We start from the raw sequence: 14,088 nt of genomic DNA, 5'->3' as shown, positions 1-14,088 counted from the left end.
GGAACTCACGCGGAGTGTGTTGGTTAAGAGCAGAGCTTACTCTTCGCCCTCACGCAGCTCTTCGGCCTTCCACTTGAGCCGGCGCAGGATCTGCGTCCGATTCTGGTGGGCGTTCTCGTAGGCAACACACTCTTGGAGGGTTTCCATATCCGGGATTGTCGCGATACCGGCCTTGATCAATCGGTAATTCGGTGCTTCAAGACGCTTCTCAGGTAGGAATTCGTCGTCACTCCCGTCGCTAATCGTGGACTGTTCCATCTCGGTAGTCCTCCACCCTTCCAGGGCGAGAAAAACAGAACAGACGACTACATCACCGACGCGGCGTCAGGCCATCGCCTCTTGGAACCGCTCCCGCAGCGCGTCCTCTCGCTCTTCGAATTGCTCGACTTTCTCCTGCAGGTCGTCGCTGACCCGTTCGATGCTCGCCAGCGCTCGTTCACCCTCCAGCGAGGCCTGCGACCCGTCGTCACCGTCCGCATCTAACTGCTGCTCGTACGCCTGCTCGACGCGCTCGATTGTGCCTTCCGGGTTGAACAGGATGTCGTTGGCAATGCGGACGTACTGATCGAGGGATGCCCCCTCTTTCCCTTGGAAGAAGTGGGTGAGCGCGTACGTCGTGCCGGAATGCAGCGTCCACATATCGATCTCGAAGGGGGACGCCGCATTGGCTTCTGCATCGCTGGCGGCACGCTCGGCCAGGTAGTCCGGGAAGCCCAGCAGGGTGTAGAACTCCGTGACGGTGAACGGGAGCTCCGAGAAGTCGAGATCGATATCTTGGGCGTCTCGGATGAACTCGAAGAGGTCGTCGGCGACGAGTTCGACCTGTGTGAGGAGTTCCTCCCACCAGGTGCGGAAGTTCCGCACGTCGCCGACGTGCTTGATAACCTCCTTGTCGGTGAGCGAGCGCATCGTGTTCGAGCAGTAGCCATCCTGAGCGAAACCTTCGACGTAGACAGCGTGCTCGCCGAAGAAGTCGTAGCCCGACGTGACGCCCATCGTAATCGGGTCCGACCGACCGGGAAGGCGCACCTCGAGGCCGTCGAACATGATGTCCATATGGACTTCGCCGCCGCCCCGGTAACGCCGAATCTCGCCGAACATCACCTCGCCCAGCGGGGTCCCGTCGATGGTCTCCTCGCGGAGGACCTCCTCCAGCGGCCCGTAGACGTCGACCGGGTTGATGATCGAGTACGAGTCAGTCGGAATATGGAACAACGGGTCCGTCTCCATGTCCTCATCTCGGGCCTGCTCCCGGGCTCGACTCGGCTCGACGAGCGCGTTGAACCGCTCCGTCTCGACCCACTCGTCGGTGTACGGATTCTGGTACGCCACGGTCGTCTCGACGGCCTGCGGAAGATCGCGAATCGCCTCGGCGAAGGTCACAGGGTCTGCATCCCCGTGTCGCTCTCGGTACCACTCTGGTAGTTCGGTGTCGGTACGCCCATCGACGCCAGCGAAGATGGTTCTGGACTCTGGATCTTTCATCTCAGTCACCTCACTTGAGGAATCCTCGTCGACGTGCGACTGCATCGTCTCGCGCCCTGCGCCCCTCTCCCGGGCGCAAAAACAACACCACGTTAACCAACGCCCGTCTCTGAATGGCGGGGAGTGTTGGTTAATCCAGATCCAGTCCACGGCTCGGATCAGATGTCGGAACTACTCAGATTCGTCTCTCCGTACCCGGACCTGCTCAAGATTTGGAACCCAGGGGTGTGCTTCCCAGCAATGCCGAGCGTGACTATGCGGTGAGTCGAACTCTCTACTACAGGATCCACACTCGTAGGTGGCATCGGGCCAAGGCTCGCTGACGAACATCGCTGTCACCGTCGTCGCCACCGGCTCGGGGGCCTCGCTCCGCGTAACGTACCTGTAGCCGAGAACCGTCCGTTGCCCCATCGCTGTTCGGGCGATCTCGGTTGGCTTGTCCTCGGGGAGATACACCCAGCGAACGAAGTCGTCGACCGATTTCTTGGCTGAGGGCTGGAGGATGAACCATCGCTCGTGGTCATCTCGGAACAGGTAGCGTTCGGTCCCCCTGTTTTGGAGGTATATTGGGTCACCCCTGCCCGGGACGAGCCGTAGTCCGAGCGACGGCGATACCGGTTTCAAAAGCTGGTCGACGACCGATGGGCCGTCATCTGTCTGGCTGTCCGAATCTGGCTCCGCTACGAATTCATCGAGACTGGCATTCGTGGTCACGGGGACCACCTCCCGAGTGAGGCCTGTTCCCGGTCGGACTCAGCTGGGACCTCGCAGAGAAACCGCCACTTCGGCTGCTCTCGGATCTGCTTATCGGGGCGATTTCCCGCTTGGCCGGGGTCCGTTTTACCGGCACAGTGCCAGCCCTTGTCTCTGAGCGCTTTGATCATCGAGCCGTCGAAGTCGGCTCGCACGAACGTCAGCAGGAGCCGAACGCCTCGTCGCCGACCGTGCCGACGCACGAATCGTTCCATCGACCGGGCGAGGGCGGCAGAGGCGAGATTGGGGAAGTCGACGCCGATGCAAATCCGTGCTGCCTCGACGATTTCGTCACCCTCGAATCGCGTCCCGTCGTACTCCAGCGAGCGAATCAGCGGATAGCGCCACGTAATCGCACCTAGTAGCTGGTCCTGGTAACAGAGTCCGTGATGGACGAGATTCGTCCGGGGGACATCGTCCATATAGGAGTGATGTGCTTCGTAGATCGCGCCGGCGACATGGCGCGGGATCGATTCGATATGGACGCGCTCTGCGAACCGCAAACCGAGCGGCGCCGTGACCGGCTGCCCCTCCCGATGGATGGGTCACGAGCACCCCTCGGGGGTAGGCGTATACTGGAAGCCGGTACTCCGTATTTGGTCTAGAGAGTGAGTTTCGGTCACGAGTCGGTGTCGTCGGTGCGCTCCTGTCGGTCGTTGTATCGCTCCAGTTCACGCCCGATTTTTCTCGAGCGCCTCGACACCACGTTCGAGGAGCTGATGGGTGGCTCGCGCCAGTCGAAGCGTCTCCATCAGTGCTCCCCCTCCGGGGGTTCGATGAGGTCGTTGCTCTCTTCGGCGAGTTCTTGGATTACCCGTTCCACGTCAGCCTCCTCGACAACTGTCCGATGTGCGAGCGGGGCAGGATATGCCCGGTCACCCTGGCTGCAGAGCACGACCAGCCACTCGTCGCTTCCATCCCCGAGCACGATGTAGTGGTCGCGATCAGCGCGCTGGAACACTCTTCGATCAGGGCGAGAGACGGCTCGCCAGTTCTCGGGGAGCGTCGGTGACGGCCGTCCGCCGTCGGCGAGGGCGACGACGTCGTCGGTAAGGGTCGCCATCGCGGCGTCGATTTCCTCGCCGGGGAGGTGCCAGCACGCCGCGGCACCGTCGCACTCCAGCTGTGAGACCACCTGATTCCGGAACGCGATGTAGTGCTCACGGGCGAACTGCTCATCGTCGTAGTAGTCGAGGAGGAGCGCACACGCGAGCTGGGCGGGCCCGCTACCACTGTACCCCCACTCGAACCCGCTTGGACTGTGGTTGACGAGGTCCAGACTGCGCTCGAGGGAGAGTCGCCGATGCTCCGAGAGGTTCAGGACGACGGCTTGGCCGTCGACGCGGAAGCCGACGTATTCGACTGCGTCTCGGTGAGCCTGACCTGGCGATGCGACTGGAACCGATTCCGAACTGGCCATAGGTACATTCCCGTTCATCGTTGCTCGCGGGCGGTTCGGTGACCCCCGCACCCCTCTCAGGGGTTCAACAAACAGGACGGCGCTGCGTTCGGCAACGTATTTGGCAGTTGCAACGTACTGTCCACATAATTGAGGATGGCTGTACTGGACGATCTCTCGGGGTTCGAGTTCGAGGACGTGATGGAGGACGTGTTCCGGAACCTCGGCTACGAGAACGTCCGCCAGGCCGACCGCACGGCTGACGAGGGTCGCGACGTCATCATGGAGGAGGTCGTCGACGGCACGCGGCGTGCGATCATCGTCGAGTGCAAGCACACGGGGACGGTCGGACGGCCGGTCGTCCAGAAGCTCCATTCCGCCATCGCGACCTTCGACTTCGACGGCCCGAAACGCGGGATGGTCGTCACGACCGGCCGGTTCACGAACCCTGCTCAGGAGTACGCAAACCGACTCCAGCAAAACGACGACCCTCATCCAATCGAGCTGCTCGACGGCGAGGACCTCCGGGAGATCGCCGACGAGATCGGCCTCGACCTCTACAACGGGCGCATCGAGATACTCTGCGACGAGACGCTCCGCCCGTACGACCCGGCCGTCGACGTCGACGCGGCCGTCGCGGAGGCGTTCCGCGACATCGAGAACATCGAGGCCGCCGACCTCCCAGAACCGCATTCGGCGGTGACGTTTCGCCCGGTGGTCGCGGTCACCGCGGACACGAACGCCGTCTTCGAGACGTCGGTGGGCGTCATCCACCGGATCAACGACCGGACGCGATTTGTCGCCCACGCCGAACGCGGGCAGCCGCAGGTGGTCGACGAAGATGTCGCAACGCTGGTCACCGAGAACCTCCACGCGACGGTCAATCTCGATGCCGAGCAGTTCGGAGAGGTGTTCGACGACGTCGAGGAGCGCCGGTTCGGCCAGACTCAGACGGAGTACAAGGAGTGGGCCGTCGAGCGACTCCAGCACCACCACACGACGACGGTGACCTACACCGGCGACAACAACGTCACGTACAACAAGACCTGCGAGCCGAACCGCTCGGACATCTCCGTCCAGTCGATCGAGCCCGTATACCTCCCCGAGGTTCGGCACACGACCGACCTCCAGGAGTACACCTATCCCTACGAGTACTACGCGGCAGGCCCGTCACGAGTGACAGCCGAGGACGGCATCCACCGCTGCGTCCATTGTGACACGAGCGGCGGCGACGAGACGTACACCTACTGTCCGAACTGCGGGGCAATCGCCTGCTCCAGCCACATCAAAACGGAGCGGCTGGAAGGCGAGCCGGTCTGTACGGGCTGTGCGAGGACGGAACGGTTCGCGCTGAAGACGAAGTACTTCTACGACGAGGAGAATCTCGAAGCGTTCCGCGAGGAGTACGCCGCGATGCCGCTTCACGAGAAGGCGATGGAGAACAAGTGGCTGGCCGGGGGAAGCGTTGTCGCGACGCTGCTGGTCGTCGTCGGACTACTCGTCATCGGCGGCATCATCTGAGCGGGCTAAGCGTTCACGCCGGCTCAGCGACCACCTCTTCGAGCGCGTGCCCAAGCGGGCCGTGGAACTGCCAGCTGGCCCGATCGAAGGCTTCCTCGGTCGGGCCATCCCAGCGCGGGAAGGCGGAGTGACCACTCACCTTGACGGTCCACTCCGAGGGGTCCTCGAACGGGTTCCGGGTCGGGAGCTCGACGACGTAGAGGTACTCCTCGTCGCCGTGAATGCCGTCGGCTGGGTTCTCAACGCCGTGTCCGAGCAGGAACATCGGCTGGTCGAGGTGCTCCATATTGTCCGGCTCGAGGAGATCCGAGGGGTGGTCAGCGTGAATGCTCCGATCACGCCCTTCGTCCACGTAGAGGGTCATCGTCGAGAGCGTGTCGAGGAACAGGAACTGGGCAGCGGCGTATGCAGGCCCGCGCTCTGTTCGTGTCTCGTCGAGCAGCTGCTTCAGCTGGACAAGGTCACGGAGGACGCTATCGGGATACCCGTCCGAGTGGCGGTAGATTTGTGCGATGCGGTCGGTTTCCGACTGTTCGTCTGCCGTCTCGCTCCGTTGGATGAATCGGAGTTGACTTCGTGTCGACATCGATCACCGCCGACGCGTGTGCGCCGGCACCCATCGCCGGCGCAAAAACAACATAACTCGGATATTACACTTGTTCTGCGACTGGGCCGTCGTAATCGTGACTGACGTCGGTCGGATTGGATAGCAGGCAGACCATCATCCCGTCCCGGGTGTACGCCAATCGATGGTCCGTCCGGACGCGTGAGCCATCCTTCCGCCATTTCACCGTTTGGCCGGTCCAGACCCCGTCTGAACACATGTTTGGGACGTTGGGGAACACCTCTTGTTCGAGGACCGTCCTTTCCTCTTCGTCCTCGTACAGGATCGTCCAGCGTCTCCCCGTCATCTCCTCCCGGTCGTAGCCCAGGATCTCGGCATACCGCTGATTCACGTAGACGAATCGGCCGTCAGCGTCGATGAGGCCGATTCCCTCGTCGACGACGTCGATCGCCTCGTACACGTCTTGCACACGTTGTTCCGATCGAGACTTCTGGACAAGGTTCCGGATTCGGTTGGCCAAGATCTCGAACTGGTCGATGGAGCCCGATTTCTGGAAGTAGTCAGACGCTCCGGCGGTGATGGCCTCGCTGGCAATCTCCTCCGAGCCCTTCCCAGTAAAGAGGACGAATGGGCTTTCAAGCCCGCGAGCTCGCATTTGCTTTAGGAACTCCAGGCCGTCCATCTCTGGCATGTCGTAGTCGCTCAGGACGCAGTCGACGTCCTCCGCCTCTAAGTGGAGCAATCCTGCTTCAACGGAGTCACAGGTTACCACTTCGACATCTGGAGCGATCTGTTCCAAGATGTCCTTCACCAGGTCGGCGAACTGAGGGTCATCGTCGACGTGAAGGACATCGATAGAATCCACGTCGTCGGTAAATCTCTCTTGGAGTTCCCGTTGCGACATTAGGTCGCTCGTAGGTTCGATCCCCTCCCCTGCAGTCTCGTCTCGGCGGACGACGACTTCGTCCGTACCCACCTTCACGGTACACCCTACCCAACTGAACGTCACACAACTGTCGTCGGGGCGTTGCGGTCGGAGCAGGGCATTCAGCGCGTCGGGATCGACGGTTTCGTAGAGTGGTGATAACGAACACTCGTCCACATCCAAGGCTTCGGCAACCGCTGTGACGACGGCTTCACTTGGTGAGCCTTCTATCTGTTTCCGTATCATCGTTCGGTTGTGACTGTGGAAGCGTGAATCGTCGTAGCTATTTCTTTGGCGCGCATCTTCATTCTCTCATTCGTTGATCGAGGGGATGGTTATTGCTCTCGATTTCGGCACCGTTTAAAAGAGTGCTCCGGCGACACCGACACTGGGTGCGTCATCTGCCCCGTCGATACGGTGCCCTCTCGATAGATCTGGACGCTTTGTCTCGCGTCCCCGTCAGGTACGGAGTCGCCCTCCTTCATAGAGATCTTGGACGATGCGGGCGGTCCCTCGGCGGAGGCGTTGAGAGAGTGAGCTGTCGCTGATCCCGAGGAGGGCCGCTAGTTCGGCTTGGTCGATTCCTCGTGGGACCTCGAAGTATCCCTCCTTGTACGCCGTTACGAGCGCATCTGACTGCTCGGCAGTGAGCAACTGCTCTTCATCGACCACGGTCGGATTAGAGATTTTGTGGAGTGTGAGGGGGATGCCTTCGGCCCGGAGGACCCGCCGAAATGCGGCCAGATCTGCATGGTCCTTGAACTGGATTCGGAAATCCCAGTCCTCGTCGGTCCCCTCAGCCTGCAGGAGATCCGCGCCGACATCAACGAGGGACTGGACGAGACCGTTAATGTCGGAGGCCCATTGCACCTCGTACAAGGTCGATCCCGCAGACCCGGCGAGCCGCTCGAACCACTCAACCAGTGGGCTCTCCCCGAATGAAGCCTCGATCGCAGTTTCCTCGACACCAGTGACCCAGAACTGTGGGATGACGGTCCCCTCCCCGAGCGGCACCCGCCGTTCGAGTTCGACAGTCGCGTCTGGGTGCTCGCGGAGGAGTTGCCCGAGTGCGAATGATTCTGCGGGTACGGAAACGTCAACCTCTGTTATCATGGATCCACGACCTCGCGTCGGATTCTCCTTGGATTCCTCGGCTTTCCACCACCGGTACAGTACAGGTAGTAGTTCGTCTTGTTCTTTGCTAGCATAGGTCAAAGTGATTGGGGTCGCTACTAGCGGAGCTAGCGATTCCTCAGCCCTGTCCGAGAATCGTATCGGCGGTCGCGGCACCGATCATACTGAAGATCGCACAGATGCTGACGGCCCTGAGCGTCTCAAGAGGCGTTTCTTCGAACGTCGAGGGAGCGTCGAAGGCGAATGCGAGGAGTCCGACCGACAGGTACGCCACAAGCATGAGCGAGATGAATCGGCGAGGGATCACTCCGCCGATGCCAGCGTTACTCTCCGATCCGATGTTGTGCTGGCTATCAGTCTCGTAGAGGAGCGCGTAGCCGACCACGAACACGATGGCGGTCGTCAGCATAATATGCTGAATTTGCATCCCATCCGCGAGGCGCCACGTCTCTTCGGTCAGCACGAGTGGGCCGGCGACGAAGAGACCGCCGACGATCTGCTGAACGAAGTCGCTGATTCTGAACGGGTGTGATCTCGGCATAGTGCTCCCTTCGTGGAGTGTAGAGATAAGGAACGACTCGTCTCCGTGGGTGGAGTCCGGTTTGGAGGAGGCAATCAGTCGATCAGCGTTATGTCGAAGGGAGATCCCAATCGATTGAATCACGGATGACGCGGATGATCAACGGTAGCGAGGACACAGGAAGTGGGCTCGGGGATAATCAGCCGTTCGTCCGTCGCTCCTGCTCTTCCAACTCTTCTTCGTGGTCTTCGATGGCCTCTTGGTGGGCTGCCTCGTTCCCCGCGACGCGCTCTGAGAGCTCCATCAATCGATCTTCCTTTCCGTAGAGAATGACCGCGTCCCCGGGCTCGATCTCGGTGTCTGGACCGGGTGCTCCAATGTACGCCCCCTCCCGTAAGATGCCGAGCAGGAGGACACCTTCATCGTTGAGGCCACACGAATTAGGTGTTTCGTAGGCGAGCCAGTCGTCCTCCTCTACGTCGATTTCCGCAACCCGGTACTCTTGCTGGAGACCGAGCATTTCTGTATAATCTCGAAGTTCGAGATCCGTCATCCGTTCGAGTGACCATTCGATGAGCGGAGTCAGCAATCGGTTCAACCACTCGCTACGCGTGGCGAGGACGAGTAGAATGACCCCGGTAAGGATGTAGACGAGGTTGAGAGCATTACCCCCCTGAGCATCGGTGAACGAGAGGACAAGTGACGCGATGACGCTTACTAACCCCACGCTCCCGAGCCGGATGAGTGCCTTGATGATTTTCCGCCGTTCCGGTGTCGTCACTGTCTGTTCCGCTTCTTCTGTCGTATATCCCGCACCGGAGAACGCCGACGTCGATTGAAACGAGGCGACATCCGGAGAGAGCCCCGTCATCCGAAGTGCGATTGATCCGATCCGGACGATTAGCAGTGACAGGGCAAAGATGACCAGCAACGAGACAACCGATTCCGTGGCGACCATAACCTGTAGACGTTGGCCGCGATACTAGGTAAAACACCCCCCAGAAGGCGTCGTAGGCCGATTACATCGGAGCTCCTCCCATTTACGTTTGGTCGTGCTCACCGCCTATTCGTGGAATACAGAGAATAGCGCTGTCCGTCGCTGCTCCGACAACATTCCGTATGACGAACGCAGTGGCCCTCAGAGCCATCAGTATGAGCGCCAACTTCTGCATGATCGGCGCTGCAACCCCCGATACAATTCTTGGTCAACGGTGAGCAATTTCCGTGACTTAGATGGAAGAAATAGTGCACCGGTGAACGGCTGGACAAAACATCTTATATTACTGGTTTGGCGAGTTCGATCAGCATACCCCAAAGCGGGGGCATTTAAACGGTAAAAATAGGTTGTCTCAGCAACTTCGCGCTTTTTGCGCTTGTGAGTCGTTACCATAGCATAGTTAGGTGCAGGTCAAATGAGCCACGCTACAGAGAGCCACACTCCAGAAAGTATACTCACCGTCACGGGAGAGAACTGGTGGCTGGTTGCGCTCCGAGGAGCCCTGGCGATTGTATTTGGTATACTGGCGTTCATCTGGCCGGGTCTCACACTATTCGTACTAGTGGTCCTGTTCGGGGCGTACGCCATCGTGGATGGTGTGTTCGCCTTTGTAAGTGCGTACCGGGCCTCCAAAAATCGCGATACTGCGTGGCCGTTTCTGCTTGAAGGAATTCTCGGCGTCATCGCGGGGATCGTTGCCTTTCTGTGGCCAAATATTACGGCAGTGGCACTATTGTACGTTATCGCTGCGTGGGCCCTGATAAGTGGAGCCCTTGAGCTGTACGCGGCGGTTAAACTCCGCCGGGAACTCGAAAGCGAGTGGTGGCTTGCACTGAGCGGCGTCGCGTCCGTGATCTTCGGGCTTCTCCTCGTCTTCTTTCCTGTCCCCGGGGCCCTCGCGGTAGTCTGGCTGATTGCCGCCTACGCGATCATCTTTGGCGTGTTATTGCTCGCGCTCGCAATCCGACTGCGTCGCTGGCAGAGCAGTGATCGAACACCCAGCGAATCTACGACACCCACCTAGTAGTGGGATTGTTCCTTGTTATGGTCCTCATCACGGAATGTACGACTTGGATGGTGTTTCATCTCAGAGAAGCTATACGAACCTATTATCGTCACAGCCACCAAGGTAGACTATGAGCGTCTTGGCCGAGTTCACACTTTCGTCGGAGGAGTTTCACTTCGGGGAAGTTCTCTCTCGAAACTCCCCAAGGCACGTCGAACTCAAACAGGTAGTCCCGATACAGAAGGGTGCCGCTCCATATTTTTGGGCTGAAGACGACGATGCAGTCCGATTCGAGGAGACACTCCGAGGGTACCAGTGTATCAAGAGTCTCAAACGGATCGATCAGATCGGGGACCACGTTCTCTATCGAATTCAGTCGAGCGAAGAGACAAACATATTCTCCGGTATTCTCGAATCAGATGGGGTTTTGCTCCAAGCGAGTGGGGATACTACGTGGAAGCTTCAAACGCTCTTCAGCGACAGAAAGGAGTTGGGAAAATTCTTTGACTTCTGTAAAGACAACGAAATTAACATTCAAGTCAGACGTGTTTATCCTCTTTCTAGTACGAACGAGGATGGCGGGGATTTTGGATTAACTTCGAAACAGCGTACGGCTCTCGCAGTAGCTGCCGACCACGGGTACTTCAAGTCACCGAGCGATGTCACGCTTGATGAGATCGGGGACGAACTCGGAATCAGCTCGCAGGCGTGCTCGAAACGCATTCGGAGCGGCGTCGAAAAACTCGTCACAAACGCCTTGGAGACCACGAGGTGACCTCGTCACCGATGATCATATCGGCGGATAACTGGGTAGTCAGAGCAACCTGCAATGCTAACTATTCACACGGGAAATAGTGCATGGGGAGCATGCCCCACGAGAAGCAATGAACACACGGAGTACCGAACGCGTCCGGCCAATTGAGGTGAATTGAATGCTTGACCGACTGACTCGCCAGTTACGGGAGGCGGATATCGATCTCGTTGACAAGGGGGATGAGTACGAAGTATCTGCAGATGTTCCCGGGTTCGACAAGGAGGAGATCAATCTCCGCGTCCGGGGTAATGTTCTCTTCATTACGGCCCGGCATGAGGAATACGAGGGTGAAGGGGAGGAGAGTTACCTTCGGAGTGAACGCGAGCAACGAGCGTTAGTCGAATCCGTCCGGTTTCCGGAGGAGATCGATGCCGATCGGGTTACTGCGAACTATCGAAACGGGGTACTCACAGTAACGCTGCCAAAATCTGAGACGCCAGAAATGGAAAGCCAGGAAATCGAAATCGAGTAACCATCCGTATCTACGAATCGGAGGACCACAAGGGCGCCCCTGAAGGTATGCCATCAAATCATTTTTCCGACCATTGAGGAGAACATGCCTGTGATTACTCGATTCCAAGTATTGAACATCTCTGGCAACGCTTCGGGGCGTTCCCCATCCCTCTTGATAACTGGGTAGTCAGAGCAACCTCTACCGCTATCCACACCCATGCCTAATACTATCATGGGGTTCTGATCGCCGACCTGTACAGACCCCGAAACCAATCATGCCTATCGAGCTCCGTGTCCAGGGATTAGCGCCGGAAGATACCGGCCGTGGAATTGCCCGTCTCGGCCAACAGAGCCGTGACGAATTAGACGCTCAACCGGGTAATGTCGTCCAGATAACCGGTCGTCGACGCACCGTTGCGACGGTCCGACCAGCATACGAAACCGATCCCGAGGACGTTATCCGAATCGACGGAAACACTCGGGCAAACGCGGACGTAGATATCGACGACTACGTCGAAGTGACAGAGGTAGATCCGGAAGAAGCTACTTCGATCACGGTTGCGCTCCCGGAGCGCATCATTCTGCGTGGGGCAGAGCCGTATCTGAAGCGTCATCTCCTCAACCGACCCGTCGTTCGTGGCGACACAATCCACCTTCGATTGCTCGGCCAACCGTTCGTCTTTATCGTCACGCAGACGACTCCAACGGGTCCCGTTCTCGTGACCGAACAAACGACCTTGGAGGTTCGCGACCAGCCAATTACCGAGGAAGATCTCGAGGGGGAGCGCTCCGAACTCCCGGATGTCACCTACGAGGACGTGGGTGGACTCGGGCGGGAACTCGGACTCATCCGGGAAATGATCGAACTGCCGATGCGGCATCCGGAACTGTTCCGTCGCCTTGGCATCGCCCCGCCCAAGGGTGTATTACTCCATGGGCCGCCCGGAACTGGCAAGACGCTGATTGCGAAGGCCGTCGCGAATGAGATCGACGCCAGCTTCTTTTCGTTGTCGGGGCCGGAGATCATGTCGCGGTACTACGGCGAATCCGAAGAGCAACTCCGCGAGATTTTCGACGAAGCTCAAGAGGACACGCCCGCGATCGTCTTTATCGACGAGCTCGACTCGATTGCGCCGTCGAGGGACGAAGTCTCGGGGGAGACGGAGCGACGCGTCGTGGCGCAACTGCTCTCGTTGATGGACGGCCTCGAAGCCCGCGGTGACGTCATCGTCATCGGCGCGACCAATCGTGTCGATGCGATCGACCCGGCACTCAGACGTGGCGGGCGCTTCGACCGCGAGATCGAGATCGGCGCTCCCGACCGGGATGGACGCCTCGAAATCCTTCAGATTCACACGCGGGATATGCCGATTGCGGACGATGTTGACCTGGAAGGGTATGCTGATCGGACGTACGGATTTGTAGGGGCCGACATCGAATCGTTCGCAAAGGAAGCCGCGATGCACGCGTTGCGGCGTGTCCAGGAGGAGATCGACGTCGAAACCGACCACATCGAACCGGACGTTCTCGAGGAGATCGAGGTCGCGAGGGACGACTTCGAGGCGGCCTTACAGAACGTCGAACCGAGCGCGATGCGGGAGGTGTTCGTGGAGGTCCCGGACGTCACCTACGAGGATGTCGGCGGGCTCGAGTCGGTCCAACACGAGCTCGTCCGGTCGGTCGAGTGGCCGCTCTCGTACCCGCGGATGTTCGAGAAGATTCACACCGAGGCACCGAGAGGAATTCTTCTGTACGGGCCGCCCGGGACGGGGAAGACGCTCCTCGCACGGGCAGTTGCGAACGCGAGTAACGTGAATTTCATCTCGGTCAAAGGACCTGAGCTCCTCAACAAGTACGTCGGCGAGTCGGAACGAGGCGTTCGAGAGGTCTTCCAGCGGGCCCGACAGAACGCCCCGACGATCATCTTCTTCGACGAGGTCGATGCAATCGCCCCCGAACGCGGCGAGTCGTTCGACTCGCAGGTGACCGAACGAGTCGTCTCACAGCTGCTGACCGAACTTGACGGGATCGAGGAATTACGCGGCGTCTTCGTCCTAGGCGCGACCAACCGACCAGATATAATCGACAGAGCACTCCTTCGGCCCGGTCGGTTGGAGAAAAACATCTATGTCCCAATTCCAGACGACGAGGCCAGGCGCGAAATTTTCGGCGTGCACACCCGAGAGATGCCGCTCGCTGACGATGTCGATCTGGATACCCTCGCAGAGAACACAGATGGGTACACGGGCGGCGATATCGAGGGTATCGTTCGAGAAGCGAGCATGCTTGCGCTGGACGAGGCCGTGACGGCAATCGAACGCGACGGGGTCGAATCGCCCGAAGAACTCGACGAGGCTGCTGACGGGATCATAATCGAAGCGGAGCACTTCGAGCAAGCTGTTCGGAAAGTCAAACCCTCGGTCACGGAAGAAATGCACGAGTTCTACGAGGAACTCGTCGACGATCTGGGTGGCGAATCGTCTGACGAACAGGCTGCTCCAGCGGGCTTTCAGTAG

At 59.2% G+C, this 14,088-nt stretch carries 15 protein-coding genes; 5 read left to right on the top strand and 10 right to left on the bottom strand.

Going from position 1 to position 14,088, the window contains the following annotated elements; genetic code table 11:
• Positions 1–36 precede the first annotated feature (36 nt).
• From ACT4ML_RS20135 to ACT4ML_RS20115, 5 genes are all read right to left on the bottom strand, one after another.
• The gene (locus ACT4ML_RS20135; RefSeq protein WP_444722445.1) at positions 37–258 is read right to left on the bottom strand and encodes a hypothetical protein; all 222 of its coding nucleotides are present in this window, start codon (positions 256–258) and stop codon (positions 37–39) included.
• 66 nt (positions 259–324) lie between these two features.
• Positions 325–1,485: a hypothetical protein gene (locus ACT4ML_RS20130; protein ID WP_444722444.1), complete on the bottom strand. Its 1,161-nt coding sequence runs from the start codon at positions 1,483–1,485 to the stop codon at positions 325–327.
• 171 nt (positions 1,486–1,656) lie between these two features.
• Positions 1,657–2,199 (bottom strand): hypothetical protein, encoded by a 543-nt coding sequence (locus ACT4ML_RS20125; RefSeq protein WP_444722443.1) that lies wholly within the window; start codon positions 2,197–2,199, stop codon positions 1,657–1,659.
• Positions 2,196–2,660: a hypothetical protein gene (locus ACT4ML_RS20120; protein WP_008580592.1), complete on the bottom strand. Its 465-nt coding sequence runs from the start codon at positions 2,658–2,660 to the stop codon at positions 2,196–2,198. Before ACT4ML_RS20120 ends, ACT4ML_RS20125 begins: the two co-directional genes overlap by 4 nt.
• A gap of 329 nt (positions 2,661–2,989) precedes the next feature.
• On the bottom strand, positions 2,990–3,658 hold the full coding sequence (locus ACT4ML_RS20115; protein ID WP_379730280.1) for a DUF6166 domain-containing protein: 669 nt from the start codon (positions 3,656–3,658) through the stop codon (positions 2,990–2,992).
• A 135-nt stretch (positions 3,659–3,793) separates the two neighbouring features.
• On the opposite strand from ACT4ML_RS20115, the gene ACT4ML_RS20110 reads away from it, so the two are divergent.
• Positions 3,794–5,158 carry a restriction endonuclease gene (locus ACT4ML_RS20110; RefSeq protein ID WP_444722442.1) on the top strand — a complete coding sequence of 455 codons (1,365 nt, stop codon included), beginning with the start codon at positions 3,794–3,796 and terminating at the stop codon, positions 5,156–5,158.
• A 13-nt stretch (positions 5,159–5,171) separates the two neighbouring features.
• On the opposite strand, the gene ACT4ML_RS20105 is transcribed toward ACT4ML_RS20110, so the two are convergent.
• The 5 genes from ACT4ML_RS20105 to ACT4ML_RS20085 form a co-directional block, all read right to left on the bottom strand.
• Positions 5,172–5,744: a hypothetical protein gene (locus tag ACT4ML_RS20105; protein ID WP_444722441.1), complete on the bottom strand. Its 573-nt coding sequence runs from the start codon at positions 5,742–5,744 to the stop codon at positions 5,172–5,174.
• Positions 5,745–5,808: 64 nt separating this feature from the next.
• Positions 5,809–6,894 (bottom strand): response regulator, encoded by a 1,086-nt coding sequence (locus ACT4ML_RS20100; RefSeq protein WP_444722440.1) that lies wholly within the window; start codon positions 6,892–6,894, stop codon positions 5,809–5,811.
• Between the two features lie 213 nt (positions 6,895–7,107).
• Complete coding sequence (locus ACT4ML_RS20095; protein WP_444722439.1) at positions 7,108–7,761, bottom strand: helix-turn-helix domain-containing protein; 654 nt, start codon at positions 7,759–7,761, stop codon at positions 7,108–7,110.
• A 139-nt stretch (positions 7,762–7,900) separates the two neighbouring features.
• A complete protein-coding gene (locus ACT4ML_RS20090) occupies positions 7,901–8,323 on the bottom strand; it encodes a DUF2391 family protein (RefSeq protein WP_444722438.1) in 423 nt (140 codons plus the stop codon).
• Positions 8,324–8,501: 178 nt separating this feature from the next.
• Positions 8,502–9,260 (bottom strand): TrkA C-terminal domain-containing protein, encoded by a 759-nt coding sequence (locus ACT4ML_RS20085; RefSeq protein WP_444722437.1) that lies wholly within the window; start codon positions 9,258–9,260, stop codon positions 8,502–8,504.
• A gap of 454 nt (positions 9,261–9,714) precedes the next feature.
• On the opposite strand from ACT4ML_RS20085, the gene ACT4ML_RS20080 reads away from it, so the two are divergent.
• The 4 genes from ACT4ML_RS20080 to ACT4ML_RS20065 all read left to right on the top strand — a co-directional run bounded on the left by ACT4ML_RS20080 (position 9,715) and on the right by ACT4ML_RS20065 (position 14,088).
• A complete protein-coding gene (locus ACT4ML_RS20080; RefSeq protein ID WP_138246875.1) occupies positions 9,715–10,323 on the top strand; it encodes an HdeD family acid-resistance protein in 609 nt (202 codons plus the stop codon).
• Positions 10,324–10,435: 112 nt separating this feature from the next.
• Positions 10,436–11,080 (top strand): helix-turn-helix domain-containing protein, encoded by a 645-nt coding sequence (locus ACT4ML_RS20075; protein ID WP_444722436.1) that lies wholly within the window; start codon positions 10,436–10,438, stop codon positions 11,078–11,080.
• Positions 11,081–11,237: 157 nt separating this feature from the next.
• Positions 11,238–11,591, top strand: a complete 354-nt coding sequence (locus ACT4ML_RS20070) for an Hsp20/alpha crystallin family protein (protein WP_444722435.1) — start codon at positions 11,238–11,240, stop codon at positions 11,589–11,591.
• A gap of 262 nt (positions 11,592–11,853) precedes the next feature.
• On the top strand, positions 11,854–14,088 hold the full coding sequence (locus ACT4ML_RS20065) for a CDC48 family AAA ATPase (RefSeq protein ID WP_444722456.1): 2,235 nt from the start codon (positions 11,854–11,856) through the stop codon (positions 14,086–14,088).

The sequence above is a fragment of the Natrinema sp. LN54 genome (assembly GCF_052439245.1).
GTDB lineage: Archaea > Halobacteriota > Halobacteria > Halobacteriales > Natrialbaceae > Natrinema > Natrinema versiforme_A.
The sequence above is the reverse complement of the archived record's forward strand: the minus strand, read 5'-3'. Positions and strand labels throughout refer to the sequence as shown.